We start from the raw sequence: 26210 nt of genomic DNA, 5'->3' as shown, positions 1-26210 counted from the left end.
GCAGACGTCAATTGTGTGCCCTCGAATGCGAACACAGACCGGGTCGGTGTCCGGAACACACGGCCACGGCGGGAAACGGACACGGCAGACAGCTCTGTCCTGCAACGCGGTTCGAACCTCCATATCGACAACAAGACATTCAACTCTGAATCAAGCGTCGTCCGAAGGAGCCCAAAACCATGCCCAGACGCTCCGGATGGCGAGTCGCCCTGGCCGCCTCCACCGTAGGCCTCATTGCCGCAGCTCCCTTCATCGCTGCGGAGCCGGCGCTCGCTCAGTACCCACCAGCCCCAAGCGTTACGCTCGATGACGTCACCCTCGCTCCCGGCGATGAGGTCGACTTCGTTGGGACCGGATTCGATCCGAACGAAGAGGTCGAATCAAGTCTCGTCCCCGACGGAGACGGAGCCGGCGCCGCCGGATCGGTGAACACGGCCGCACTGAGAGGAACCCCCGCATTCCCGGCGCCCCTTTCGGTGGTACGCGCCGTGTCCAACGACGACGGCGACGACGACCACGGCGACGACCATGGCGACGACGACGGCGGCGACGACAACCTGGTGGTCGTGCCACTCGGTACCCACTTCGCGGATGCGAATGGCCGCGTGGCCGATTCGGTCACCATTCCCGAGGACACCAAGCCCGGCGAGTACGACTTCACACTCGAAGGTCTCGAGTCGGGTCTCGTACTGACCGCCGCGGTGACCATCGAAGGTGATGACGACGGCGACGACGGCGACCATGGCGACGACGGCGACCACGGCCGAGGCGACCATGGCGACGACGACCACGGCCGAGGTGGCCACGGTGACGACGACCACGGCCGAGGTGGCCACGGTGACGACGACCACGGCCGAGGTGGCCACGGTGACGACGACCATGGCGACGACGACCACGGCCGACCCGGATCCGACGACAACGGCCACGACGATTCCCGTGACCAGAAGGGGGACCACGACGACTCCGTCAGCGGCAAGTCCTCCGATGACCACGGCGACTCGCTCGCCAAGACCGGCTCATCGGACCAAACGGTGGCCATGCTCGCCGCGGCTAGCGGCCTCGTGCTGCTCGGCGGAGGATCTCTGGTCCTCGTGAAGCGTCGACGGGCTGCCACTCCGCGGGACTGAGCGGACACCTGCACGGCGTAGCATCGGCGAATCTCGGACAGCACTGCGCTGTCCGAGATTCGTCTGTTTGCTGCGACATGCCGCAGCAAGCAGCCGACGCGGGTGTCGTCTGCCTTACGTTCTGGCCCAGCGCTTGGCATTTCCCGCGCCGGGTCGCCCTTCTTCGGCGGCTTTGCCATCCCACGCCGGATCGGCGTACGGAACGGAGCAGGCACAGCGATGCACATCATGCGGTTGAGCTACCGAGTCCCCCCGCAACCGGGCGGCCTCGAGCGCCATGTGGAATGCCTGACACGAGAACAGATCGCCCGCGGGCACCGGGTGACCATGGCCTTCCGGCACGGAACGACCGTACCGACGGGGGCGGTGAAGCTGCCGCTGCGTGCAAGCGCCCTGTCGCGCGGGCTGACGAGACTGTCCGACCGGACGGCGTTCGCGGCAGAGGCGGCAGCGGCGATCCGGCGGCTGTCCCGCCGCCCGGGTCCGCACGTCCCGGACCTGGTTCATGTGCACGGTGACCATGTCGAGGCGATGTGGCTGGCTCCCCTGTGCCGGAGACTCGGCATCCCGCTGTTCCTCACTGTCCACGGACGACTCAGCGACGGGCACCGGCGCCTGGCGCGCCGTGCGTTTCGGTACGTCGACGCGTTCATCGCACTGGGATCGGGAACAAGAACCGACCTCTTGGGATGCGCAGTGCCCGAGCGACGCATCCTCACGATGTCCAGCGGCCTCGACCTGTCCCGTATGCCGCCCCCCGCCGACACCGGCCGTGAACGCGGCCTTATCGTCAGCGTCGGCTCACTGGACCCGGTGAAGAACCATGGGCTGCTCATCGAAGCCTTCCACGACCTGGTCCGCACCCGGCCCGGACTGCGACTTGTCATCGCGGGAGAGGGACCGGAGCGGGACCGGCTTGCCGCGCTGGCGGCCGCAGGACCTGGAGTGGAGCTGGCCGGCGCGCTGCCCCGCGGACATGTCTACGAACTCGTGCGTCGCGCCGAAGTGTTCGTCCTCGCGTCGCGCAGACTGCCGGGCAAGGGTGAGGGCGTGCCCACTGCCGCGCTGGAGGCGCTGGCGCTCGGCACACCCGTCGTGGTGTCGTCGGAGGCGTCGCTCGCACCGGTGGTGGCCGACGGGACCTACCGGGTGTTCCACTCCGGGGCACGGGCGGACCTGGTCGCCACGCTGCGCGCCCTGCTCGACGACGCGTCCGCCCGTGGCCAGATGAGCGACCTCGGCAGGCAGGCGGCGGCCGAACTGGGCTGGCCCGCGGTGGCCGGCCGCGTCGAGGACTGCTACGCGGCGGCGTTGGGACGACATTGCACCTGAAGCGCATGCCTCAGGCGGGATGCATCGGGGTGAATGGTGAGAATAGTGGACATTTCGCGCGCGTACCGGGTGATGAGATCACCAGCGTCGTCCCGCGCGCCATGAATGGGCGCGGGCGCTCGTACGGAACTCGGGGCGCGAGCATGGCTGGCGGATCGTGGACGAGCGGGTGCTGGCCGGTCCGCATGCGCAATGTGCCGGGCGGGCCGTTCGCGGCTGGCCCAACCTGCTGGGTTCCACGTATCTGACTCTGCTCGCACCCGTCGGGTGATGCCGCGGCATGCTGCGGCCCAGGCCGTTCGGGCTCCGGGATCCTCCGCCGGGAAACGGTGGTGCAGGGGTCACAGGATCGCTTCGAGCATTGCGGCTGCGCGTTGTGGTGAGAACTCCCTGCGCGCGCGTTCCCGCAGCCGCTGTCCGAGGAGGCGGCGCTCCTCCGGCATCAACAGCATGACGGCGCGGGCGTGGCGGATCAGCGCATCCAGGTCGCCCACGGGAGCCACATAAGGGTAGTCGGCGCCCACCACGTCGGCCGATCCGCCCGCGTCCGTCGTCACGACAGGCGTGCTGGAGGCCATCGCCTCCAGCAGCACTCGTGGAAACCCCTCCTCGTAGCTCGGCATGACGAGACAGTCCGCCGCCGCGTACAGCTCGGGCAGGTCGCGGTTGGGCACCGGCCCCACGACCTGCATCCGACCGCCGAGCGCGGGATCGGCCGCCGCACGCTCCAGCCGTGACCTTTCCGGGCCATCGCCCACGACGACGAGCCGGACATCGCGGGCCGGACCCTCCTCCGTCGTGCCCAGTGCGGTGAGCAGTGGCACCAGGAGACGAACCCCCCTCCGGTACGACAGCCGGTGGACGTACAGCAGGACGAACTCGTCGTCTCCCCACCCGCGCCTCGCCCGCGCCGCGTCTCGCGCCTCCGGGGACAGCGGGGCGAACCGCTCGGCGTCGATGTCGTTGTAGAGCAGCCGCATCCTGTCGCGCGGGACTCCGCACTGGCCGGCCATGACGGGGATCATCGACTCGGGACCGGTGACCAGACAGTGCACCGACCGTGCCGTCACCCGGTTGAGGGGACGACGAAGGCGTTGGTGCCAGGAGGTGCGCTCGCCCGGCACCGGCAGATTCGCCGTACCGCTGCGCCACAGAAGGATGCGGTGCCGGTACACCGGGCGGGTGAGGATCAGTACGGTCACGAACAGCGTGGAGTAACGCAGGAAATAGGTCCGGTAGCCGGCCCGGGCACAGCGGTGGACGGTGCGTACGGTGCCCACGAGACGGCCCAGGCGGCCCCGGCCGGGAACGCGCAGCAGCAGCCGCACCCCGGCGAGGCGAGCCGGCGGGTTCCCTCGCTCGACGGCTGCCGCGACGTCGATCCGCTGCCCCAGCGCCGCGAGCAGGGCCGGGATGTGCGCGAAGTGCTCCGACTCGGCCTCGGACAGATGGGGGACCACATAGACCAGCCTCGGGCGCGGGTTCCGCGCCTCGGGGACCGGTGCACACTCCCGTGCCAGCTGATCATCCGCCGACGCTCGGTCCACGACAATCTCCTCGCTCGTCTCGTTCGCTGGTGCCGTCCAGGGACGTTCGCCTCACTTGGCCGCGACGGAGCGGATGAGGGCGGCCACGGCGTCGATGTTCACGTCGAAGCCGTAATGCGCGAGAACGTTGTCGCGTACCGCGAGCAGTTGCCGGTCGCTCGGCGGGGATGCGAGGAGCCGGCGTACCCCGTCCGCGATAGCGCCGGTGTCCGGGGCCACCAGCGTCACGCTCTCCCAGCGTGCCGCGGCGGCCGGAATGCCACCCACCTTGGTCGCGACGACCGGGACCGCGGCGGCCGTGGCCTCCAGAAGAGTCCTCGGCAGTCCTTCGTCCCGTGAAGAGATGACGAACAGGTCCGCGCGGGCCAGTTCCGCGCGGATGTCGTCGACTCCGCGTGCGCCCAGGAAGTCCACCTGGCCCGCCAGGCCGAGCTGGGCGGCCTGTTCGGTCAGGCGGCCCCGGAGCGGTCCGTCCCCCACGATCCTCAGTCGCGCCGAGGGGAGTGCTTGCACGAGCTCGGCCATCGCCGACAGGAGCAGGTCCAAGCCCTTGGAGGGATGAAGCCGGCCGACCGTCAGGAGCTGAGGCGCCCCCGGATCGGCGAGTGGCGGCCGGGCGCGCTGCAACGGCTCTTCCCAGACGGGCAGGAGCCGCGGTGGGACGAGCGCGGAGGGGATGCCGCGCCGGGCCAGCCCCTCCTGCACCGAGCGTGCGACGACCCGGCAGCCGTCGGCGTGCCGGGTGAAGGTGACGGCGGCCCGCCGCAGCACGATCCGCCGCCAGCGGCCGAAGACGGCGACCGGCAACGCCAGGAGGTCCCCGTGCACGTCGATCAGCAGCGGACACCGCGTGGCGCGTGCGATGAACCAGGCGGACGGCCAACCCCACGGTTCCGCTCCGTTGATCACGACAGTGTCGCCTCTGTGCAGGGCGGCGCGGGCGACGCGCACGCCATGGCGCGCCGAACCGGCCGCCCAGACCAGCGAGCGCAGCACTCCCGGACCTCGGTGGCGCCTGAGCACGTGCAGCGCTCCTCGCCGGCACTCCAGGTCCGGGCCGGCCCAGATGCACTCGGCGGCGCCGAGACGGCCGGCAAGCGCGGTCCAGGTGCGGAAGTCCACAGAATCCTTGACGTCCGCCTGCCGGGAGCCCGAGAGCGTGACCACCGTGATCCGGCTCTGCGCCGGATCGACGGCCACGGATTCGGCAGAGTGAAGTCCGGCGGTCATGACGGGTCGTCCAACACGGCGCACGTGAACGTCGCGTTGTCCCAAGGCGTCACATCTTCCTCCAAAGTAGGCCGGCTGGTCGGCCGGCACCGTGGAAAGGGAGCAGCCTGCTCGTCCTGCGTCGACGCGCGCGCCGCGCATACGCAACTCCCCGCCCGGCTCCTGCGCTGAGTGGAAGCCGCCACAGCCTGACACGCCCGACTCGGGTGGGGTCGCCGACGGGGCCGCCGGGAACGTCCGTACACCCCTCCGGCGCACATCCCCCAGGCGTCGTTGCACCCGGAGGAGTAGGCCCTTCCGCGCGCCGGATCCGCAGCGGCCCGCGGCACGGCGATACTCGGCCCTCGACATGTCCAAGGACGCCTGCTCATTGTTCTTCCGTCCGCACCTGCGACGTCTCGGCGGGACTCACACGAGGAGCTGTCCTGTCTGCGGCGGAGGAATCACATGATGCCGGTACTGTCCCGACAGGCCGCGCCGATCCTGGCTCTCACAGTTGCGGTGACGTTGATCGCCCACTTCGCGGGCCCCGGCGGGCCGCTATCCGTGGCTCTCACCGCCGTGATTGCGCTCTCGGCGCTCTTCCTGCCACCCGAAGTCCTGCTGGCGGCAGCCCTCGTAACGGGCAGTGGCCTGGGTATCACCGCCCTCCAGGCCCCTCTCGTAGGCCCGCTGCTGCTGAGCGATCTGCTGCTGCTCGCCTGCCTGGGCTGTCTCCTCCAGCGGCGTCCGGGCGAGGCGAAGCACGACAGGTTCCTCGCCGTATCCCTGGCGCTGTTCGTCGGCTGGTCCCTGCTGGCCACACTCCACGTGGGGACGTCCGTGACGCCGCTGCTCCGGATCGCCCTCTACGGCGCGGTGTTCCTCCTCCTGGCCCGTCACCGCGGGAACCGGAAGCCGGTGTACGCCATCGTCACCTGCTACGCCCTCGTCAACGTCGTCGGTGGAGTGATCCAGGACCAGACGAGGCTGGTCGGCCTGGACATCGGCGATCCGGCACAGACCGGGGCCCTGCTCCTGGCGGCACTGTGCCCTCTGCTGACGTCGGAACTGCGGACGCCCTTGCCGTGGCTCGTCGGCGCCGTGCTGCTCTGCGGCATCTTCCTGACGCAGACCCGCAGCGTCTGGTTCGCCACGGTCGTCGTGCTCGTCGTCTGGGCTCAGAAGAGGTTGACGCTGCCCAGGCTCCTCGTCTGGTTCACGGCACTCGCCCTGCTGGGGTTGCAGACCGTCAGCTGGGTCACCGGCGTGTTCGGACTCAACTCCACCAGCGCGGACTACCGCTGGCAGACCATCGACGCCGGCCTGCGTCGTGGGTTCGAAAGCCCCCTCTTCGGCAGCGGATGGGGCTATGCCTCGTCCGGTCTCGACCACTCCGTGCCGTCCTACCTCAACCAGGCAGTGGACTCCGTCCTCCCGTACAACCTGTTCGTGTGCGTCTTCGCCTCGGTGGGCGTACCGGGCGTGCTGATGCTCGCGCTCTTCGTGTGCCGGCTGCTCCACCGTCTGGTGGCGAGGCGAGGCGCTCCGCTGCTGTTCACGGTCGCGGTGCTCGCGATGTCGCTCACCGAGATGACGTTGTACGCAGGGTCCATGCTGACGCTGCTGTTCTTCACCTACGCGGGTATGGGGCTGGCCCCGGCAACCGATGCACCCATGCCGTCGGACCCTCCGACGACGGGAGGAGGGGGGCCCTCACGTGCCTCGGCGGAGGGCCCTGCCACTCATACGGGTATCGTTGCCGCGGGCTCGCCGACCGGAGCGGTCGGCGGGACCGCGTGGGGCAGCGACCTGACGAGGACGGGCAGCACGAGGAACCAGCACGCCGGGCTCAACGCCAGCAGGCACAGTCCATGCCCAGGAGCAGTCCGGTGAGGGAGCCGAGACCGCCACCGCCAGTGCCCCGACCGCCCCGGTCAGCGCACTGGAGCGGAGGGCGTCCCACATCATCGCCGTGCGGCGACCATGGGCTCCGGCCAGTGCCAGGCGGGGATACAACTGCGCTGCCACAGGGCTGACGAAGCTCACGAAGAGGCGGGGCATCGGCGTCGCGACCTTCAGATACGTCACCAGCGTGGGGCACCCGAAGACCCTGGCGAGCACGGAAACACCGCTCTCCGAAGCAGCGGAGACCGATCCGGTCGCCGATGTCTTCACCAGGAAGCGCACCGGGCCCGCTGGCAGTGCTATGGGTATGGCGACTGGGGGACCGCATGCTTCGCGCACCTGCCGGACAGCGCCGATGGTGAGCATGACCGTGGAACCAGTGCCCAGCCGGCCGGTGAGCGCATAGCCGACCGTGGCGCTGCCCGCGGGTGTCGCAACACCGGCTCCGAGCACGGCGGCGACGAGCAGCCAGAGCGGCTCGGCGGGCAGCCATCCGGCGGCCGCGGCGGCGAGGGGCCATCACCATGTCCACGATCGCGGCCAGCAGCCCGGAGACGTTCCAGCCGGACGAGCGGGTGGTACGGCTGGGTGCCTCGGCCCGCACCGCGCAATTGCGCCGCCGGAACGAAGCGCTGCCGCGCGTCCTCCAGGCGCGGATTCCACAGCAAGAACCAGACTGTTGCCACGGACTGCACGAAGAGCACCTGTCCCGCCTCGGCGCCGCCCACCTGCCGCACCAGCGCGGCGGTGGTGGCCAAGGACAGCGCCGCCGCCACCTGGCCGGCGACGGTGAGTGAGCCGAGGGTCCGCAGGTGGCGCTTCCGGGCACGGCGCTTGCCGACCCGGCCGCGACGGGTTCACGGGTTCACGGGTTCACGGGCTCACGGCGAGCGTGCGACCGACGGTGCGAAGGCCGGTCGCGACGAGCCCTGCGGCGACCACAAGCCGCGGTTCACTGGACCCGCTTCGCCACACCTTCAGCACTCCATACGCTCCTCGATGCCTCTTCCGTGGCCATTGACGCATGCCCTCGGAGCTCTCATCCCGACTCCTTGTGTGTCCCTCCGGCACCACCCTGATGCAGCAACACCACGCCGGTGCGGTGCCCGTACATGGGGGCGCCTGAGGGCTGTTACGCCATCCGGTGGTTTCGGGGAGGCGGACCGCTCGGGCACCACACGAGGGTTATGTATGCATCAGTCGGCCCGAAGGGCCGCGATGTGCAAAGGCCGGACCGAACCGAACCGAGGAGCGTGAAGAGATGACGGCCCCGTGGAGGTGGCGTTCCGCCTCACTCACTTCCTGTGAGGCACCGTCGGACCTGCCCCGGCCGCTCCGATGAGGACTCTTCGTCCGCGTTCCCTGGTGAAGTGGAAGGGTTGGATCCGCTTCGGCCGGCCGGCCGAAGCGGATCCGGCGGGGCCGTCGCTGCGGCGGCGGGCCGCATACGTCATCGGGGCGGCCACGTTGCTGTGTCTGGCCGGAGTCGGCTGGATCGTGGTCACCGGCCTGATCGCCCGTTCCGAACTCCTCGCCACCCAGCGGTCCCTGGAAACGCTGCGGCAATCAGTCTCCGGGTCTGCGGCGAACGCCGCCCCGAAGGCCGGGCCGCAGCGGTCGGCGGATCCGAAGGCGGCGATGCGGTCCGCGGCAGAGCACGCCGCCCGGGCCCATAGCCTCACCACGGGCCCCGCCTGGTACGCCGCCGCGCAGGTACCTATCATCGGCCGGCCGCTTACGACGGTGCGCGGTGTCACGCATGCCGCCGACCGTCTGACGCACGACGTGCTCCCTCCGGTGGTCGGCATGGCGGCGGGAGGCGGGGACTCTCGCGACGGCGGCATTCAGGCCATGCTGACCAGGCTGGACAAGACGGCTCCGGATTTCGAACGGGCGGCACAGGTGGCCGCCGACATGAGGGACGAGGCGCACGGACTGCCGGCCACCCCGTGGGTGGGCGCCGCCGACCACGCGCGGATCCAGATGGTGCGTCAACTCGACCGGCTCGCCCCCACCTTGACCGACGCCGCCGTGGCGGCACGTGTGGTGCCGCCCATGCTGGGAGCGGACAGTCCACGGCGGTATCTCGTGGTCTTCCAGAACACCGCCGAGGCGCGCGGCACGGGTGGGCTGCCCGGGGCGTTCGCCGTGCTCACCGTCGAGCAGGGGCAACCGCGCTTCGAGACCTTCGGCACCGACACGATGCTGGCCGAGGCCGAACCCTCGATCGATCTGGGTGCCGAGTACACGGCCCAGTACGCGCGTATGGACCCCACCGGCACCTGGGCCAACTCCAACATCAGCCCGCACTTTCCTCATGCCGCCCGCATCTGGTCGGCAGCCTGGCACGACCACAGCGGAGAACGGGTGGACGGCGTGATCGCCCTCGACCCCAGCGGACTCGCGAGGCTGCTGCGGGCTACCGGTCCGGCGCGGATGCCCGACGGTACTGAGCTCACTGCCGACAACGCACTGGACCTCGCGGAGCGGGACGGCTACGCGCGCTATCAGGACAGCGTGCAACGCAAGTCGTTCCTCCTCGATGTGGCGCGTACGGCCGCCACGTCACTCATGGAGGCCCTCGGCGACCCCCAGCGGCTCCCCGCACTGCTCAGAGGCACCTACGACGTCATGACGGAGGAACGCCTGAAGGTCTGGAGCGCCCGGGATGACGAGCAACGGCTGCTGATGACCCGGCCCTTGAGCGGCGTGCTTCCGGCGACGTCCGGTCCCTTCGCCGGGCTTGTCGTCAACAACGCCGCAGGCGGAAAACTCGACTACTACCTGGACCGCGAGTTGCACTGGATCCCCGGCCGCTGCACCCGGGACGGGCGGCTGGTCACCGCGCGGATCACGCTCACCAACCGGGCTCCCACCTCAGGGCTTCCCTCGTACGTCACCCAGCGCGGCGACAAACCGTCCTACCCGACACGACCGGGCGACAACAGGCTGCTGGTCTCCTACTACGCCAGCAAGGGCGCACGGCTGACCGATCTGACCGTCGACGGGCGTCCCGCGATGCTGCACAGCGGTGTCGAGCGCGGTCACGGGGTCTACACCGTCGACCTGGAACTGCCGGCGCGGAGCAGCCGCACCCTCACGCTCCGGCTCGTCGAGCCGGTCAGTGACCGCGCTCCGGTGCTCCTGCGCCAGCCGCTGGTCACGCCGTTGCGGGCTCGTGTGGAGCCCTACCCGGCCTGTGGTGTCTGAGCGGAACCCCCTCAGTCGACGCCCATCGCGACGGCGATGCGCTCCACCGACTCCTCGATACGCCGCACGCACTCCCGCACCACTTCCTCACCGCCACCGAGCGGGTCGGCCACGTCGTCATCGGCCATGCCCGCCGGGGCCGCGCCGCGCCGTGCCGCGGCGCCCGCGACGAGAGCGGTGAACCTGGCGACGGGATCCACGACATCCGCGCCGTCCTCCGCCCTCACCAACCGGGCGAACTCGCGCAGGCTGAAGGCCCGGGACAGCGCCCGCACCGGCGCCAGGCGCACGGCCGCCTCCCTGTGCTCCACCGCCGCCCCGAGCACCAGATCCGCACTCTCGACCAGGCCGGCCGTCAGCCGGCGGGCCACCCTTTCCGACGGGTCCCCGCACCGTTCGACGATCACGGGAACAAGTGCGGCCTCCATCGGCGTGCCGGGGACGGCCCGTGTGCCCGCGCTGCCGACATGGATCGCCTCCCGTACTGTGGCCAGCCGCTTCCGCAGCAGGCACTCCGTGAGCGGGGAGCGGTAAAGGTTGCCGGTGCAGACGGTGAGCACGCGGAATTCGGGCGCGCACGACGTCCCGGAGGACGAGTCATGGTCGAGCAGCACGTCCGGATCTTCTTCCATCAGCTGGATGTCCACTATCCGCGTACACCGCCCGTCGCGGCGACGCCGTACAGCTCGTCGAACCACTCCGCTGTGGCGTTCACGTCCACCGCCTCGGCGCCGGCGCGTGCCCCGGCGGCGAGCGCCGCATGCACGTCGGGCTGCATGGCTCGCAGCATGCCCTCGGCCAGCCCCTGCGGCGAGCCGTGCGGCACGAGGATGCCGTTGTCGCCGTCACGCACCAGGTCGGGCACACCGCCGACCGCCGTGGACACCACCGGTACGCCTGCCGCGATCGCCTCCATGATCACCACGGGCAGGCCTTCGTACGTGGAGGCCAGCACCAGCGCATCCGCGGCAGCCACCAGGCGGTTGGCACCCTCAACCGACCCCAGGAAGCGAACGCGCTCTCCCAGCCCGCGGCGCCCGATCTCGGAGAGCACCTGCTCCCGAAGAGGTCCGTCCCCGGCCAGGACGAAGAGCGCATCGGCGCGCTGGGCGAGCAATCGCTCAGCCGCTTCGATCAGCAGGGCGTGATTCTTCTTTGCATTGAGGTTCGCCACACACACGAACACGAAGGAGTCCATGGGAATTCCGAACTCCGACCGCACCTGCTGTGCCCGCCGGGCCCAGGAGCGCTGGACGCCGACGTCGACGCCGTGGATCCGCGTCCGTACCCGGCGTGCTCCGCGCACAGTACGAGCGGTCGCTACCTGTGGCGACACGGCCACCGTGACGTCGTCCAGCCAGCGGGTCGACCGGTCGAGCAGCATGGTGAGCGGGCGGTACCAGACCTGATGCACCGTGGAGACCAGGAACGGGCGGCGACGCATCAGGTACAGGAAGGGGCGCAGCACCGCCGCCGGTGCGGGGGAGTGGATGTTGACGATGTCGGGGCACTGCTTCCGTACGACGCGTACCAGTTCGGCGTAGCGCAACCACCGGGGGCGGTCTCGCAGATCGACGACGTTGACTCCACAGGCACGCAACTGATCGGCCAGTGTCTCGGTCGATGCGCGGAGGAAGACGACGGTGTAGTCGCGTTCGGAGCGGGGCGCGCGACGCAGCCGTTCCACCAGAAGAACCTCGGCGCCACCGACATCGAGTGTCTTGATGACTTCGCAGATCCGTGCTGTTGTCACCGCGCCACCTCTCGTGCCTCGCGCGGCCCCGAACGGATCAAGGAGTGACCACCCGCCCGCTCGTGGCTCGCGCGAAGTCGGTTGTTCACCTCCGCGAGGCGTTCCCGCGAGACCGCGAAGACGTCCGGAGCGCCGGCCCCCGGGCCGGGAACGAATCGGTTCAGCCAGGGCTCGTAGTGCATGAGGTCGTATCCGTGGTCCCCGAGCCATCGGCTCACCTCGTGGACCGACGAGCCGAAGCGTGCGAGAAAGGGATCGACGAGTTCGAGGAACCACACCGGCGGTTCAGCACGGGACAGCAGCTTCTCCGCTCCGCGCAAGGCAGAGTGCTCAGCACCCTCGATGTCGAGCTTGCCCATGGCCCAGGTGCGGTCCGGCAGCGTCTCGTCGAGGCGTACGACCTGTGCGGACACGACCTCGCCGGCGTCCTCCGCGGTCCGGATCCGGGAACCGGTCCCGCGCAGCACGAAGGGCAGCGTGCCGGGATTTTCTCCGACCGCCACTTCGTGCACCGACACGGAACTCAGCCGATTCCTTTCCACGTTCTCACGCAGCCTCTTCACATAGACCGGGTGAGCCTCAAATGCATGCACCTCGCCCCGGTCCGACACGAGTTCGGCGGCCAGAAGAGTGAAGATTCCCTCGTTGGCGCCTCCGTCGATGAATCCGTCACCGGGACGCAGATAGCGCTTCATGAAGGTCATGGCCTGGAAGTCAGGCAGTCCGCCGAAATAGAGCAGACGCCCCACCTGAGTGCTGTCAGGATGGGCACGGAACCGCATGCCGTCGTAGACCTTCAGGTCGAAGGGCCTGCCCACCAGGCGTTTGTGCGCCTGCCAGAGCGCCATGCGCGCGTAGGCCCCCAAGCGGTGGCCCCGGTTGGCCGGATGGTTCCAGATCAGTCTGAGAATTTCCTGCACGGTAGTCGGCATGGGCTCCTGCTTCCGATGCAAATGACAGCGCATTTGCGGTGCGTCACCTGAATGAGAAGACCCGGCTGGGTCTGTGCCGTTTATATCTGGCGTGACCGGGAGCGCCGGGGGCCGCCACGCGGGCTTCTCGTGCCCTTGACGGACAGTGGACTGCGCTCCGCCTAATATCGGCACATGTCGACCGCCATGCAGCGAACCAGCGGTTCGGGAATTCCTCGCCTGCGCGTGATGAGGGTGATCGCGCGAATGAACATCGGTGGTCCCGCCGTCCAGGTCTCGGCGCTCATGCGCGGCATGGATCCCGAGCGGTTCGAGCATCGCCTGCTCACCGGTTTCGTGGGTCCGGGAGAGGCGGACCATCTGGATCAGCGTGCGCCCAGCCTCCCGGTGCACCGGATCAACGGCCTGGGGCGTGCCGTGCGGCCCACGGACGACGCACGCTGCCTTGCCGAACTCGTCGCTGCCATGCGCCGCTTCCGGCCCCACATCGTCCATACGCACACGGCGAAAGCCGGCGCGCTCGGCCGGACCGCCGCCGTGCTGGCCCGGGTGCCCTCAAGAGTGCACACCTTTCACGGCCATCTCCTGCACGGCTATTTCTCCCCTGCGAAGACCAAGGTCGTGGTGACCGCCGAACGCGGGCTCGCTGCCGTCACGGACCGTCTGGTCGCCGTGGGCGAGCGGGTGCGCGACGATCTCGTCGCCGCGGGTATCGGAAAGGCCGCTCAGTACACGGTGGTTCCGCCCGGCACCAGCCTCGCCCCCGCGCTCGACCCCGCGAAGGCCAGGGCCCTGCTGGGACTCCCCCAGGGGTGCCCGGTGGTCGCGTACGTGGGGCGTATCACCGCGATCAAGCGTCCCGACCGCCTTCTCGCCGTCGCCCGCGAGGTGCACCGGGTCGTACCGGAAGCCCACTTCGTGGTGTGCGGAGCAGGAGACCTCCGCCCGGATCCGGAAGCCGTCGCCGAACTCGGTGACTCGCTGCACCAGCTGGGCTGGCGCGCGGACGTCGAGACCGTGTACGCCGCGGCCGACATGGTGCTGCTGACGTCGGACAACGAAGGCATGCCGGTGAGTCTGATCGAAGCCGGCCTCGCCGGGCTGCCGACCGTGGCCACCGACGTCGGCAGTGTCGCGGAGGTCGTCCAGCACGGAAAGACAGGACTCCTGGCCGCACCACGGACCGCCGACATCGCATGCCACACGGTGACTCTTCTGCGCGACGCGCTGCTGCGCCGGGAGATGGGGGCACAGGCACGTGCGTTCGCCACCCGGCGCTTCGGCGAAGAGCGCCTGGTGGCCGACACCCAGGCCCTCTACACCTCCATCGCCGTCGCCCGCGGCTGGTGGACCGCACCCTCGTCCGAAAGGTGAGCACAGTGAACGTCCTTGTTACCGGAGGTGCCGGGTTCATCGGCGCCAACCTGTGCCGAGAGCTTGTGGAGCGTCCGAACGTGGGCAAGGTCATCGCAGTGGACGACCTGAGCACGGGCTCCGCGGCCAACCTCGCTGGAACCGACGTGGAACTGGTCGAGGGCAGCATCCTCGACGCCGGACTCCTCGACAATTACGTGCCCGGAATGGACGCCGTCGTGCATCTCGCGGCGCGCCCGTCCGTACCTCGCTCGCTGGCCGACCCGGTCGCCAGCCATCACGTCAACGCGACCGGCACGGTCACCGTCCTCGAGGCATGCCGGCGCGCGGGCGTCCCCGTGGTCGCCGCCTCGTCCTCCTCGGTCTACGGAGCCACCGCGGTCCTGCCGAAGCACGAGGACCTGGCGACCCGGCCACTGAGCCCCTACGCCGCGAGCAAGCTCGCCACCGAGGCGTACGTCCTCGCCTACGGCGCCTCGTTCGGCCTGCCCACCCTGGCGTTCCGTTTCTTCAACGTCTACGGGCCGCTGCAGCCGGCCAGCCATGCGTACGCGGCCGTGGTCCCGGCATTCATCGACGCCATGCTGCGCGGCACCCCGGTGCGGATCTTCGGGGACGGACTGCAGAGCCGGGACTTCACCTATGTCGGAACCGTCGTCCGGGTGCTGGCCGACGCGGTGATGCGCAAGGTCTCCTGCGACCGTCCGGTGAACCTCGCCTTCGGCACCCGGGTCACCGTTCTCGACCTCGCCCGGGACCTCATGGGCATCACCGGACTGCCGGCCGACATCCGGCACGAGCAGCCGAGGGCAGGGGACGTCCGTGATTCCCAGGCGGCGGACGACCTGCTGCGCGAACTCTTCCCCGACATCGTCCAGGTGCCTCTGGAGCAGGGCCTCGCGAAGACGGTGAGCTGGTTCCGCACCCTTCCCGACTATGCGGTGCGGCAACCCGCTGAGACTGTTTCGGTGGACGTGGGCTGACGGTCGATGCCGACGGACGTGCTCGTTCATCCGAGCGGTTCTTGTACGACGTCGGCGATGATGGAGGTGACGACCTTGCAGCCGCTCCGGCCTCCGGCGGGGCGCTCTCTCCGGTCGGCGAAGAGTATCCGTCCGGTCCCGACCGCATGGGCCAGGAGGCCGACGCCGCCGTCCGCCGCGAGGCGGCCCAGTGCGCGCTCGGTGAGGCAGGAGGCCATCACGGCCGTCGCTTGCGTCACCACCGGGATGCCGGTCGGCGTGGTCCGGCGGAGCCAGGCGCGCGGGTCGTCCGGGATGTCACGAGACCGTCGATCGCCACGGCGACCGACGCGAACAGGTCCGCCAGAGCACCGGCGGGTGTCGGCGACGCTGCCGGCGCGACGGGCTCGCACAGGGCGGCGGCCAGGTTGCCGACGCGGGGGGTGCGCTCCTGCACGAGCGTGGACGGGATCGTTGCCGCCGCCCCTGGCTCCGACGTTGGTCGTGGGACCGGCTCGCGGCCCGACAGTTCGAATTGGGACTGCAGGGCGGCCTGGGGGCCGACGCCGGCGCACGGAAACGCCGACCTGGCGCGACAGCATGTACGCGACGCCGAGGCGGGACGCTCGAGGCCTCAGGTCTGCGGCCGGAAGTTCGACGCGGTCGTCTGCGGGCGGAGCCGGCACTCCGTGGACCCGGCGGCGGGAGCGGCCGAGGCGGAGCAGGCGCTGGGCCAGGCGATTCACCCCGCTGCCGAAACGCTGGACGGTTGAGCGCACCATGTGCGCTCGACGACCCACCGATGGACTCCGAGTCCGTATCCATGAGGGACGCCTCTGCGGGCGATCAGGGGTTCGAGCGGCCCTGACGTGGCTGGAGTCGATCACCACCCGGGACCAGTCAAGCTGCTTCGCCGCCCGCAGCTTCGCCAGAGTTCCGCATGGAGCCGGCACCACACGCCGGCCTCGTTCCACGCGGCCGGGCGCCGCCAGCACGTCATCCCCGACCCGAAACCCAGCTCCTGCGGCAGGTGCTCCCACTGGATCCCGGTGTGCAGCACGAACAGCATCCCGCAGAGCGCCTGCCGGTCAGGCACTCGCGGCCGCCCCGCAACCAGCTTCGGACCTGACTTCGGCGGCAACGGCTCGATCAGCAACCAGAGTTCGTTCGAGACGATCCACGGACGCGCGTCCCTCTTCCCTACGGACAACCCAACGAGCGTCAAAGCCGACAACCGGCTTCTGTTAGGACCTCTAATAGGGGCTCACCTGGCAGGCGGGGCTGAGGTAGAGAGTGACGGAACGGTCGGTGAGATTGCGTGCGCAGCCGTTGTTGGTCGTCTGGAACACGCATTCATCGGTGGTGGCGCCGCCAAACCCTCTGCGTGATACTGCTTCGGCAGGCGGAGGCGGATTGGTCAGGCAGCGAGAATGGCAAGCCGTCAGCACCTGACCTTTTGTCGGGCGGCAAAAGGAGCTTGACTACTTCCACGAGGCCTGCTGGATGAAGCATGACCCTTGAGGGCCCGAAGGACGCTGGCAGTCGAGACTCGACGAAGAGTGCCTAGCCTCAACTCAGACGCAGGGTCATTTGCCCATGGCGAACCTTTACGACAGGGGAGTTCCGGGCACACATTCGCCAACGCCGCCGGTGAGGTGCTGTAAACGTGTGGGTGTCCAAGAACAAGTTGCGACACATGCGGACCTTCGGCGCGCTCAGCCTCGCCAGTCAGGTGGAGGCTGCACTGTCGTTCGTGACCACTGCCGCTCTCGTCAGGCTGGCGGGTGCTGCTGACGCGGGGCAGGTGCTCTTCGCCCAGGCGGTGGCCGTGGTCTGGTTTCTGCTGTGGGACCCCCGTTTGGAGGATGCGCAGCAGCGCTTCGTTCCGTCAGAGAAAATGCACGGCCCCGGCCGTGGGACACAGCTCTACTATCGGCTTGTACGTTTGGATTTCGTGGCCGGAGTGTTGGCGACAGTCGTGGGAGTAGGGGCTGCGATGGCCACTGCGGGTCTCGGATGGATCTCCACCGAACTCCTCTGGCTGATGGTGCCTGCCGTACTGGGCGCCGGTGTGGCGACACCCGCGGGAAGTGCGTCGGCCGGCTTCGCGCTGGCCGACCAGCTTTCCCGAATGGGTAGGACCCGTCTCGTGCTTGCACCTTTGAATTGTGCAGTGACACTGGCGGCTCTGGCGAGTTTCGGCCCGGTCGCATATCTGGCGGCGACCGTGGTCACGGGCCTCATCTCCACGATTGTGCTCACCGTAGGTGCGTGTCAACGGGTGCGTGAAGCCTGCGGCCCGCCGGCCGCAGAGCCGGTGCCGATGCCACCAGGCCTGGTGCCCTTTCTGGTGAAGACGTCGGCCACTGGCTCGGTTTCCGTGGCATCGGAGAGCGGAGTCTCACTGCTCGCCGGGGTGTTCGGGGGGCCGGCGCTGGTGACATACCTGAAGGTGGCTGCCTCGATGTCCCGCTTCTTCGCGAGCCTGATCAGTCCGGTTGCAGCACAGCTCTACCCACGCCTGGCGGAGGCAGGAGCGCTGGCACACCGCAGGGCGGTATGGCGCGATGCCCTCCGCTCCAGCGCGCTGACCGGCGGAATCGGCGCGCTCGCGGTGGCGGTCACGATTCCCGTCAGCGCTCTCCTCCTGCGCCTGGTGTATGGCGCCGAGTACACGGCACTCTCCACTGCCGCGGTGGTACTTCTGGCGGCAGCCGCGCTCCGGGGATCGGTTATCTGGGGCAAGGTCCTGCCGCCGGCGCTGGGATTCCCCGGCGTGCGCCTCGTCTTCCTCCTAAGTGAGGGTGCTTGCCAGCTCTCGCTGGTGGTCTTCGTGACTCAGCAGTGGGCGCGTGCGCAGGACATGGCTTTGGGCTTCGCGTGGAGCTCTTTTTGTCTGACGATGGTGAGTACGGGGTGTTGGTTTCTGGTGCTGCGAATCCTCGTCACCATGATGCCTGAGGCGCCGACGGCGCGGTCATCGAGCGGTGCCCCTCGTGAGAAATCCGCAAGCGCGACCTGAACGTGCGGCCATCCCCGCTGGTGGCCCTCCTCACCGCAGCTCGTAAACGATCTGCGGTTCGTGCGAACCCTCACGGTCTCGCCGCATTCGATCGCGTCCGTTCAGATGGCGCAACCGAGTGACAAACCGAGCAGCCGGACGTCGGAATCCTTATTCGCGCAGGCCGTCAGTATAGTCGCTATGAAGATTTCAACGGCCGCGTGGGCAGGAGTACTTGCTGATGATCACGACTAGATTGCGCTCAACCGCCATCAACGCTCGGAACGAAGCCCTGTGCCGACAACCCAAGTTGCAGAAACTCATCCAATATGGCGCTGTGCGCGGATACCTCCCCAAGAGCATCTACCGGCGAATCCAGCCCATCGGCGTCGTCACCTTGCATGCTCCGGACGGTTCCCCGTTCCGGTATGAGTCCTTCGAGGAAGACAGTCACGGTCGAAATATTGTATGGCGCGATATGCGGGACTGGGAACCGACAACCCAGCCGCTGCTTTTTTCGCTCGCGAAGCGGTCCGAAGTATTCGTCGACGTCGGCGCGCACACGGGGCTCTACTCGCTACTGGCATGTCTCGCCAATCCTGAACTGCGAGTCTTTGCATGCGAGCCCAACCCGGATCTAGCCCGGCGTATCGAAGCCAACGTCCTGCTGAACGAACTGGGCGATCGGATTACGATCGTGGAGGCAGCGATGTCCGACACCTCCGGGAGTGCCACCCTGTCCGTTCCCCGTAAACGAAGCCACGCCGCATCGCTGCGCAGCCCGGACCCGGGTGAAGGGGCTGTGGAGGTCAAGGTCAAGACCGGGGACGAGCTTCTTGCAGGCCTACCAGTCGATCTGGTCAAGATCGACGCGGAGGGTCTGGAGGCGAAGGTACTGCGTGGCATGACCGAAGTACTGCGGGCCCGCTCGCCGAAACTCGTCGTCGAATGCCTCGACGGGGCCGCGTTGAACAGCGCGCGCGATGTGGTAGCTGATCTGGGCTACCATCACATCTTTCATATCGGCCCTGGCTGCGTCACCTCGGTTGAGGCTTCCTTCCCGGGACCTTCTGCGCAATTCTCGAACTTCCTCTTCTCCACCGAACCCTACTCCGAGCGAGGGGCGTTCAGCGGATGAGCGTCCAGCTTGTGGGGAAAGCTCCGAAGGATTTTCTCACCCTTGGTCGAGGGAACACCCCCCCGGATCGAATCTTCCATTCGAACATCTGGTTTTCCGGCGCCAACGCCCGCTATGAAAGTCTGCTACCGAATCTGAGTCGTGTCGACAACTACCTGCTCAGATGCGCCGATACCAGACTGCTCCGAGGAATCCAGTTCCGGCTGCTGCACGCGACGAGCCCGTTGTACGGGCGCTACCTGTTTGGCAGAGCGGCGCGAACATACCGCCACGGGTTTATCACCAACGTCCGGCACATCAGGCACGCGCACTTCCCCGTCGTCGTTGACATGGACGATCCCTTCTTTACCGCGGAGGAAGTCTCACTGCTCCGCTCGCCGCAGGTCGCCGCGATCGTCGTGACCAATGAGCCAGCTGCTGAGCACTATCGAGAACTCGGCGTTCAAACCGCTCTCCGAGTCATTGGGCAGGGGGTGACCCCGACCCCACTTGACTCGAGCCTCGTCCAACAGGTGCGGCGGCGCCGGGCGCCAGGGGAACTGACAGTGGGATATGTCGCAGCCTGGCATATGACCGGAGAAGAGGCCGGTCCCAACGCCGCATACGACACCGATCATCTCATCGACGAGATTTGGCCGGCAGTGAGGACAGCCTGCCCGCAAGCTCGCCTGTGGCTGGTAGGGAACATCGGTGCCGCACTCCGCCGCAAACTTCATTCGCGGGGTGACATCGAACTCGTCGGCCGGGTGCCGCAAACCCATGTCGCCAGCTATCTTGCCGAGGTCGATGTAGCCGTCTACCCCCGCCGCATCCAGCACAGGCGCGCCGCGGTCAAACTATCCGAGTACATCGGGGCCGGAGTTCCGGTGGTCGGCTACCGTTCCGTCCCGACGGAACTGGTGAGCTGCACGGGTGCGGGGATTGTGGCCGACACCAGAGAGGAATTCGTCCGGAGCCTGGTGCGGGTGCTGTGCGACACGGATCTGCGCACACGGCTGGCTGAGAACGCCGTCGCGGCTGCCCCCGACGTGGACTGGAGAGTTCTGGCCCAACGCTATTCCGACGTGCTGGAGGAGTTCCTCCCACCCGGTCACGCCGTGAACGGTGCCACCGACGCCGCGTCTCTCGGGTGACCTGAGGCAGTTTTGTGGTGTCGTGCGAGCGCCTGTCGCAGTGACAGTGAGGGCGGGGTGCTGACGCCGCGACCCCTTCTTGTGCTTACCGACGTGGGTGGTGGCCGGGGCACGGTGGTCCGCAGGTCGCCACCAGGGCCAATCACGCCGCCTTGCTGTGGCTGCCCTCAGCGCTGTTCGCCGGAATCGCGCTGTACACGGGGACGCGCAGAAGCCGGAGCCAGACGATGGCGGTCATGGCGACAACGGTGATCAACACGACCGGCTGCGGGACGGCCTTGAGCATGACCAGGACGGCCGTCAGGCTCGTCATCGCCGCGAAGCCTCCGATGGCGACGGCCACCTGCCGAACCGTCAGCCCTAGCTGCTGGAGCCGGTGTGCGATGTGGTCCTTGCCGCCCTGCAGCACAGGCCGCCCCTCTCTGCGCCGCGCCACCATGACCAGACCGGTGTCCGCGGTGACCACCAGCGTGATGAGGAGCAGACTGCCGTACCCGGAGAGCGCGGTGCTGTCCTTGTGCAGGGTCATGCTCGCGGACGACACAAGGAAGCCCACGAAGAGCGCGCCCGCGTCACCGAGAAAGATGCGCGCCGGGTGCCAGTTGTGGAAGAGGAACCCGGCACAGGCCCCGGCCAGGGCGGCGGTGACCGCGGCGGTGCCGATCAGACCGGCGGACAGCGCGGCGCAGCAGAGGAATGCCGCGATGACCGCAGTCACCGTGGACACCACGCCGTCCATGTTGTCCAGCAGATTGAACGCATTCGTGGTGAAAAGGATCCACATCACCGCGAGGACCGCGTCGAGCCACGTGCCGAAGAGCACGGGATGGCCGCACCACGTGACGACCACGAGCGCCGCGGCCGCCTCGACGGAGAGCCGCACCCGGATACTGAGCGGACGCAGGTCGTCGACGAGACCGAGCACGGCGATCGCAGCGGCACATCCGAGCACGACGCCGAGGGTGGAGTCACTCCCGCCCACAGCGAACATCACGAAACTCGCCGAGCCCGCCGTCGCCACCGCGACGGCCATGCCGCCCAGATACGGTGTGGGGGAGACATGCACCTTACGTGCCGCGGGCTGGTCGGTGTATCCGCGCCGCACGGCGAGGAGACGCAGGGGCTCGGTCAGCAGAGCGGCAACGGCCAGAGCCACCAGCCCCGCGAGCGCCGTCACCATCCACGGATTCAGACTGGACATGGACTCAGCCCCACCGCCTGGCCGTTGGTGTCGCCGGTGGGTCCTTCGTCCGGGTGACCGGAAGCGGCCACGGGCTCGTGCTGCCGCGTTTCGCCGCGGGCGTCCGCCACGGCGTCCGCGAGGATGTCGTCGAGGTTCCGCCGTGGTTGCCAACCGGTGAGGGCCCTCAGTTTCGTCGTGTCCGGGACCCGGCGGTCCATGTCCTCGAACCCCGGTCCGTACGCCTCGTTGTAGGAGACCCGCTCCACCGTCGACGCGCTCTTCGCGCACGTGATGATGCGTGCGGCGAGATCGAGGATGCTGATTTCCTCGTCGCTTCCGATGTTGAAGGTCTCTCCCTCGGCCTCCGGACGGTCGATCAGCGAGACGAGTGCCCCGACCACGTCGGTGACATGGAGGAAGCAGCGGCTCTGCCGACCGGTGCCGTAGACGGTGAGCGGTTCCCCCCGTACCGCCTGTCTGGCGAATCTCGGAATCACCATGCCGTAGGCCGGGCTCTGCCGGGGGCCGACCGTGTTGAAGAAGCGCACGATAGTGGAACGCAGTCCGTACTCCCTGCGGTACAGCTCGGCGAGGATCTCGTCCACCGCTTTGGCCGTGCTGTAGGACCATCGCGGCACGGAGGGACTTCCCAGAATTCGGTCGGACATCTCGGTCAGCGGCCCCGAGGAGTTCTTGCCGTAGATCTCCGATGTGCTGGCGAGAATGACCGGCCGGCCACGGCGGTACGCCGCTTGGATGACCGTTTCTGTTCCCTTGGTGTTGATGGTGAAGGACCTCAGTGGCTGCTCGACAATAAGCTTCACCCCAACTGCTGCCGCCAGGTGGACGACCCGGTCACATTCACCTACCAGCTTGTCGACCAGCGGCGCATCCAGCACGGAGCCGTCGACGAACTGGAAGTGTCCGTGATTGCGTGCGCCGGCAAGATTCTGCAGGCGTCCGGTACTGAGATCGTCGAGTGCGACGACTGGCTCGCCACGGGCCAGCAGCGCATCGACGAGATGGGAGCCGATGAAACCGGCTCCGCCGGTAACCAGGTACTTCGGATGGTCCGTCACGCCGTCACTCCATGTCTGTGGGTGGGGCATTGCCAGGGTCATGTGCACCGGCGACGCATGGCAACGATAGCCCGGAACGACACAAACGGAGTGAATTGACATATCGGTTAGTCCACTTGCCCGCCGCTCGAAGGACAGGATGACTCTGTTTGCCTGAAGCGGTGTCACTCAGCAGGCGCGTGACGGACGAAGCTGGCATACATCGCGCATATTCCACAGAGGAATTGAGCTGGGCAGGCGAGAGGAGTGTCAGACGTGTCGGTGTCAGAGCAGAAGGTGGTCGTCGTCGGCCAAGGGTATGTGGGCCTTCCCCTCGCCATTCGGGTGGTCGAGGCCGGGCACAACGTCGTGGGTCTCGACGTGGACGAGATGCGCGTCAAGCGTCTGGCGGCCGGCGAATCGTTCGCCGAGGACGTCACGTCCTCCCGACTCCTGGCCGCCCTCAATTCGGGCCGCTACTGCCTCAGCACCGACTACGCGGATGCGGCGGGCTTCGACGTGTGTGTCATCACGGTGCCCACGCCGCTGAAGGACGGTGCGCCCGACCTGAGTTTCGTGGAGAGCGCTGCGCGGGCAGTCGCCCCGCACCTCCGGCCGAACGCCACGGTGATCCTCGAGTCCACCACGTACCCGTGCACGACCGAGCACGTCGTGCGCCCCCTCCTGGAGGCTCACAGCGGTCTTCAAGCCGGGGAGGACTTCTTCCTGGGATACAGTCCGGAACGGATCGACCCGGGAAACCCGACCTGGCGGCTGGAGAACACACCCAAGGTGGTCTCCGGGGTCGATGACGTTTCCCTGCGGCATGTCCAGGATTTCTACAACGACGTGGTGGACCGTACCGTCCCGGTGAGTTCACCGCGCACGGCGGAGCTGACAAAGCTTCTGGAGAACACCTTCCGGCATGTGAACATCGCCCTGGTGAACGAGCTTGCCATGTTCTGCAGGCCGCTCGGCATCGACATCTGGGAAGTGATCGACGCGGCGTCGACCAAGCCTTTCGGATTCATGCGTTTTCTGCCCGGGCCCGGTGTCGGCGGTCACTGCCTGCCCATCGATCCTTCATATCTCTCGTGGCAGGTCAAACAGGCTCTGCAGCACGACTTCCGCTTTGTGTCACTCGCCAACGACATCAACAGCCATATGCCTGATCATGTGGTTCTCCGGGTGGCCAGAGGGCTCAACACACGGCGCAAGCCCGTCAACGGCAGCCAGATCCTGGTCCTCGGGCTCGCCTACAAGAGGAACACCGGCGACGTCCGGGAATCCCCTTCCGTCGCCGTCGCCCAGGGTCTCCAGAAACTCGGCGCTCACGTCCTCGCGGTGGAACCGTATGTCGAACCGTCGCAGCTCCCCCAGGACATCCTGTGTGTCGACCTCACGGAGGAACAGGTCGCGTCAGCCGACGCAGTGGTCGTTGCCACCGATCACGACGCCTTCGACTACGCAATGGTGGAGCGTGTCGCCGATTACGTGTTCGACGCGTGCAACCGTTGCCGTTCAGGCGCCGCCGAGCGCCTGTGAGAAGGCGCAATGCACTCCGCTGAGGGGTGCTGAGGGCACCGAGTGGCCGAACACGCATGCCGTGTGGCCGAAATTCTCGATGCGAACCCTAAGGTGACTGACCAATTACTCGCTCTGATCGGGGAAGAAGACCTTGGATTTTCACCAATACCTACGAGTCCTTTCCCGCCGATGGCGCGTCATCGCCCTGGTGGCGCTGCTGGGGACGGCCACAGGCATCCTCGCCAGTGTGGCCGCTACTCCCGAGTACCGGGCGACGACCACACTTTTCGCCTCCCTCCAAGGTGGCGACGACACATCCCAGCTCAACCAGGGGAACTCGTTCACCCAGGCAAGGGTTCAGTCCTACGCCGATATCGTGGCCAGCCCCGAGGTGACCACTCCGGTCGTGAAATCCCTCGAGCTGAAAATGACACCTAGCGAACTGGGCTCTCGAGTCTCGGCCGAGGCTCCGGTCAACACGGTGCTGGTCCGTCTGACCGTCACCGACACCCATGCGGCACGTGCCGCCCGGATCAGCAATGCCGTCGCCAGCCGCTTCGCCCAGGTGATCAGGGAGCTGGAGAGTCCCGACGGGGACACGACCGAGTCCCCGGTGCGGCTCACCGTCATCCAGCCCGCGGCCGTGCCGTCCGCCCCTTCGTCACCGCAGACCACGCTCAACCTCGCACTCGGCCTAGCTGTGGGCCTGGTGCTCGGACTCGGGATCGGCGTCGCGGTGGAGACGGTGGATACGTCGATGCGGGACTCCAAGGCCCTGGCCGAATGCCTGGCGGCCGCCGCCGGGCCCCCTGTGCTGTCCAGCATCGTGCACGACTCGCGAGCCGCACGGCGCCCGGTTTCCCTGCGCGACGACACGCACAGCACCCGTGCGGAGGGCTTCCGGAAGCTGCGGGTCAATCTCCAGTTCGCCGAAGTGGGCAAACGGCCGAAGGTCATCGCCGTCACGAGCCCGCTGCCGCGTGAAGGCAAGAGCAGCGTGTCGGTCAACCTGGCCGCCACCCTGGCCGAGGAAGGCGCCAGAGTGTGCCTGATCGACTGCGACCTCCGCCGCCCTTCCGTCCACTCGGCCCTCGGCCTCGTCAGGGACGCCGGGCTGACCACTGCTCTGTTGGGCAAGGCCGGGGTGCGTGAGGTGCTGCAGTCGACAGGGTCCTTCTCGGTGCTCACCAGTGGGATGATTCCCCCCAACCCGACACAGATCCTCGGCAGTGCCCAATTCGCGTCGGTGCTGGAGGACCTCGCCGAGGAGTTCGACCACATCGTCGTGGACACCGCTCCGGTGCTTCCGTTCGCCGACACCCCGGCGATGGCACACGCCGTCGACGGCTACCTGCTCGTCGCACGTGCCGGACGGACGAGCAAGAGCCAGATCCTCGACGCCCTGGGCGTCCTCGAACGCGTCAACGTGCCTGTACTGGGGGCCGTTCTGAACGCGGCTCCGGCACGAGGCGACGGTGAGGTGCATGGCTATGCATACCGGTACCAGCCGAAGCCGGAGCCGTCAGGCCGCTTCTCGGCGCTCGTGTCGGCGCGCCTGTCGTCCGTGGTTCCTCGCCGTGGGTCGTCCGCCAACGGCCATTCCGCCAACGGTCATACGGAGCCGGTGTCGGCCAAGACGCGGTCGTAGAACCGGACGGCCACGGACATATTCGGCACAGGCCGTCCTGCCAGGTCCGGGGGCCCCCCCCGGGGGGGGCCCGGCCCGGGCGGTGCCGGGGCGCCCGCGCCACCCCGGCCGGCCCGCCCGGGGGCGGCCCCCCCCCGGGGCCCCCGGCCGGGGGCCCGGGGGGCCGCC

At 68.2% G+C, this 26210-nt stretch carries 20 protein-coding genes and 1 pseudogene; 12 read left to right on the top strand and 9 right to left on the bottom strand.

Annotation, left to right across the window (positions count from 1 at the left end):
- Positions 1-179 precede the first annotated feature (179 nt).
- Both ACH5AF_RS12630 and ACH5AF_RS12625 read left to right on the top strand, forming a co-directional pair.
- On the top strand, positions 180-1127 hold the full coding sequence (locus tag ACH5AF_RS12630; RefSeq protein WP_398901591.1) for an LPXTG cell wall anchor domain-containing protein: 948 nt from the start codon (positions 180-182) through the stop codon (positions 1125-1127).
- 234 nt (positions 1128-1361) lie between these two features.
- A complete protein-coding gene (locus ACH5AF_RS12625) occupies positions 1362-2459 on the top strand; it encodes a glycosyltransferase family 4 protein (RefSeq protein ID WP_398901590.1) in 1098 nt (365 codons plus the stop codon).
- A gap of 341 nt (positions 2460-2800) precedes the next feature.
- Here ACH5AF_RS12625 and ACH5AF_RS12620 read toward each other — a convergent pair whose 3' ends face one another.
- Positions 2801-4006, bottom strand: coding sequence for a glycosyltransferase family 4 protein (locus ACH5AF_RS12620; protein ID WP_398901589.1), 1206 nt, complete (start codon positions 4004-4006; stop codon positions 2801-2803).
- 51 nt (positions 4007-4057) lie between these two features.
- Positions 4058-5236 carry a glycosyltransferase gene (locus tag ACH5AF_RS12615; protein ID WP_398901588.1) on the bottom strand — a complete coding sequence of 393 codons (1179 nt, stop codon included), beginning with the start codon at positions 5234-5236 and terminating at the stop codon, positions 4058-4060.
- A gap of 447 nt (positions 5237-5683) precedes the next feature.
- On the opposite strand from ACH5AF_RS12615, the gene ACH5AF_RS12610 reads away from it, so the two are divergent.
- The 3 genes from ACH5AF_RS12610 (at position 5684) to ACH5AF_RS12600 (ending at position 10333) form a co-directional block, all read left to right on the top strand.
- Entirely contained in the window at positions 5684-7111 is a 1428-nt protein-coding gene (locus tag ACH5AF_RS12610; protein ID WP_398901587.1) for an O-antigen ligase family protein, read from the top strand.
- A 536-nt stretch (positions 7112-7647) separates the two neighbouring features.
- Positions 7648-7920 carry a hypothetical protein gene (locus ACH5AF_RS12605; RefSeq protein ID WP_398901586.1) on the top strand — a complete coding sequence of 91 codons (273 nt, stop codon included), beginning with the start codon at positions 7648-7650 and terminating at the stop codon, positions 7918-7920.
- 568 nt (positions 7921-8488) lie between these two features.
- Entirely contained in the window at positions 8489-10333 is a 1845-nt protein-coding gene (locus tag ACH5AF_RS12600) for a DUF4012 domain-containing protein (protein WP_398901585.1), read from the top strand.
- A gap of 11 nt (positions 10334-10344) precedes the next feature.
- Here the strand turns inward: ACH5AF_RS12600 and ACH5AF_RS12595 are convergent, their stop codons facing one another.
- Genes ACH5AF_RS12595 through ACH5AF_RS12585 form a run of 3 tightly spaced genes read right to left on the bottom strand, consistent with a single transcriptional unit; the run spans position 10345 to position 13018 of the window.
- Positions 10345-10965 (bottom strand): low molecular weight phosphatase family protein, encoded by a 621-nt coding sequence (locus tag ACH5AF_RS12595; RefSeq protein ID WP_398901584.1) that lies wholly within the window; start codon positions 10963-10965, stop codon positions 10345-10347.
- 14 nt (positions 10966-10979) lie between these two features.
- Positions 10980-12086 (bottom strand): glycosyltransferase, encoded by a 1107-nt coding sequence (locus tag ACH5AF_RS12590; RefSeq protein ID WP_398901582.1) that lies wholly within the window; start codon positions 12084-12086, stop codon positions 10980-10982.
- Positions 12083-13018, bottom strand: a complete 936-nt coding sequence (locus tag ACH5AF_RS12585) for an FkbM family methyltransferase (protein ID WP_398901581.1) — start codon at positions 13016-13018, stop codon at positions 12083-12085. Before ACH5AF_RS12585 ends, ACH5AF_RS12590 begins: the two co-directional genes overlap by 4 nt.
- Positions 13019-13192: 174 nt before the next feature.
- On the opposite strand from ACH5AF_RS12585, the gene ACH5AF_RS12580 reads away from it, so the two are divergent.
- On the top strand, positions 13193-14392 hold the full coding sequence (locus ACH5AF_RS12580) for a glycosyltransferase (protein ID WP_398901580.1): 1200 nt from the start codon (positions 13193-13195) through the stop codon (positions 14390-14392).
- A 5-nt stretch (positions 14393-14397) separates the two neighbouring features.
- Complete coding sequence (locus ACH5AF_RS12575; protein ID WP_398901579.1) at positions 14398-15375, top strand: NAD-dependent epimerase/dehydratase family protein; 978 nt, start codon at positions 14398-14400, stop codon at positions 15373-15375.
- Positions 15376-15401: 26 nt separating this feature from the next.
- Here the strand turns inward: ACH5AF_RS12575 and ACH5AF_RS12570 are convergent, their stop codons facing one another.
- A complete protein-coding gene (locus tag ACH5AF_RS12570; RefSeq protein WP_398901923.1) occupies positions 15402-15614 on the bottom strand; it encodes a hypothetical protein in 213 nt (70 codons plus the stop codon).
- Positions 15615-16229: 615 nt separating this feature from the next.
- A pseudogene (locus tag ACH5AF_RS12565) lies at positions 16230-16588 on the bottom strand (transposase); the annotation flags it as partial.
- Between the two features lie 438 nt (positions 16589-17026).
- Here ACH5AF_RS12565 and ACH5AF_RS12560 point away from each other — a divergent pair.
- The 3 genes from ACH5AF_RS12560 (at position 17027) to ACH5AF_RS12550 (ending at position 20626) form a co-directional block, all read left to right on the top strand.
- Positions 17027-18376, top strand: coding sequence for a lipopolysaccharide biosynthesis protein (locus tag ACH5AF_RS12560; RefSeq protein WP_398901578.1), 1350 nt, complete (start codon positions 17027-17029; stop codon positions 18374-18376).
- Positions 18377-18596: 220 nt separating this feature from the next.
- Entirely contained in the window at positions 18597-19493 is an 897-nt protein-coding gene (locus tag ACH5AF_RS12555; RefSeq protein ID WP_398901577.1) for an FkbM family methyltransferase, read from the top strand.
- Positions 19490-20626 (top strand): glycosyltransferase family 4 protein, encoded by a 1137-nt coding sequence (locus ACH5AF_RS12550; RefSeq protein WP_398901576.1) that lies wholly within the window; start codon positions 19490-19492, stop codon positions 20624-20626. The genes ACH5AF_RS12555 and ACH5AF_RS12550 overlap by 4 nt, the downstream gene beginning before the upstream one ends.
- Positions 20627-20768: 142 nt before the next feature.
- On the opposite strand, the gene ACH5AF_RS12545 is transcribed toward ACH5AF_RS12550, so the two are convergent.
- Positions 20769-21827, bottom strand: a complete 1059-nt coding sequence (locus tag ACH5AF_RS12545; protein WP_398901574.1) for an MraY family glycosyltransferase — start codon at positions 21825-21827, stop codon at positions 20769-20771.
- Entirely contained in the window at positions 21815-22990 is a 1176-nt protein-coding gene (locus ACH5AF_RS12540; RefSeq protein WP_398901572.1) for an NAD-dependent epimerase/dehydratase family protein, read from the bottom strand. Before ACH5AF_RS12540 ends, ACH5AF_RS12545 begins: the two co-directional genes overlap by 13 nt.
- Positions 22991-23143: 153 nt before the next feature.
- Here ACH5AF_RS12540 and ACH5AF_RS12535 point away from each other — a divergent pair, with 153 nt between their 5' ends.
- Together ACH5AF_RS12535 and ACH5AF_RS12530 are read left to right on the top strand one after the other, a co-directional pair.
- A complete protein-coding gene (locus ACH5AF_RS12535; protein ID WP_398901571.1) occupies positions 23144-24412 on the top strand; it encodes a nucleotide sugar dehydrogenase in 1269 nt (422 codons plus the stop codon).
- A gap of 133 nt (positions 24413-24545) precedes the next feature.
- Positions 24546-26042 carry a polysaccharide biosynthesis tyrosine autokinase gene (locus ACH5AF_RS12530; RefSeq protein WP_398901570.1) on the top strand — a complete coding sequence of 499 codons (1497 nt, stop codon included), beginning with the start codon at positions 24546-24548 and terminating at the stop codon, positions 26040-26042.
- Positions 26043-26210 lie beyond the last annotated feature (168 nt).

This window comes from Streptomyces sp. NPDC018833, from assembly GCF_044390825.1.
In the GTDB taxonomy this organism is placed as follows: Bacteria; Actinomycetota; Actinomycetes; order Streptomycetales; family Streptomycetaceae; genus Streptomyces.
Note: the sequence above shows the minus strand (reverse complement) of the source record. Positions and strands in the feature narration are given on the sequence as shown.

Excerpts from the sequence above, each read along its gene's own strand:
- ACH5AF_RS12605 (WP_398901586.1), top strand. The coding sequence starts at position 7,648 with ATGTCCACGATCGCGGCCAGCAGCCCGGAGACGTTCCAGCCGGACGAG.
- ACH5AF_RS12580 (WP_398901580.1), top strand. The coding sequence starts at position 13,193 with ATGTCGACCGCCATGCAGCGAACCAGCGGTTCGGGAATTCCTCGCCTG.
- ACH5AF_RS12615 (WP_398901588.1), bottom strand. The coding sequence starts at position 5,236 with ATGACCGCCGGACTTCACTCTGCCGAATCCGTGGCCGTCGATCCGGCG.
- ACH5AF_RS12540 (WP_398901572.1), bottom strand. The coding sequence starts at position 22,990 with ATGTCAATTCACTCCGTTTGTGTCGTTCCGGGCTATCGTTGCCATGCG.
- ACH5AF_RS12630 (WP_398901591.1), top strand. The coding sequence starts at position 180 with ATGCCCAGACGCTCCGGATGGCGAGTCGCCCTGGCCGCCTCCACCGTA.
- ACH5AF_RS12550 (WP_398901576.1), top strand. The coding sequence starts at position 19,490 with ATGAGCGTCCAGCTTGTGGGGAAAGCTCCGAAGGATTTTCTCACCCTT.
- ACH5AF_RS12545 (WP_398901574.1), bottom strand. The coding sequence starts at position 21,827 with ATGTCCAGTCTGAATCCGTGGATGGTGACGGCGCTCGCGGGGCTGGTG.
- ACH5AF_RS12555 (WP_398901577.1), top strand. The coding sequence starts at position 18,597 with ATGATCACGACTAGATTGCGCTCAACCGCCATCAACGCTCGGAACGAA.
- ACH5AF_RS12610 (WP_398901587.1), top strand. The coding sequence starts at position 5,684 with ATGATGCCGGTACTGTCCCGACAGGCCGCGCCGATCCTGGCTCTCACA.
- ACH5AF_RS12585 (WP_398901581.1), bottom strand. The coding sequence starts at position 13,018 with ATGCCGACTACCGTGCAGGAAATTCTCAGACTGATCTGGAACCATCCG.
- ACH5AF_RS12595 (WP_398901584.1), bottom strand. The coding sequence starts at position 10,965 with ATGGAAGAAGATCCGGACGTGCTGCTCGACCATGACTCGTCCTCCGGG.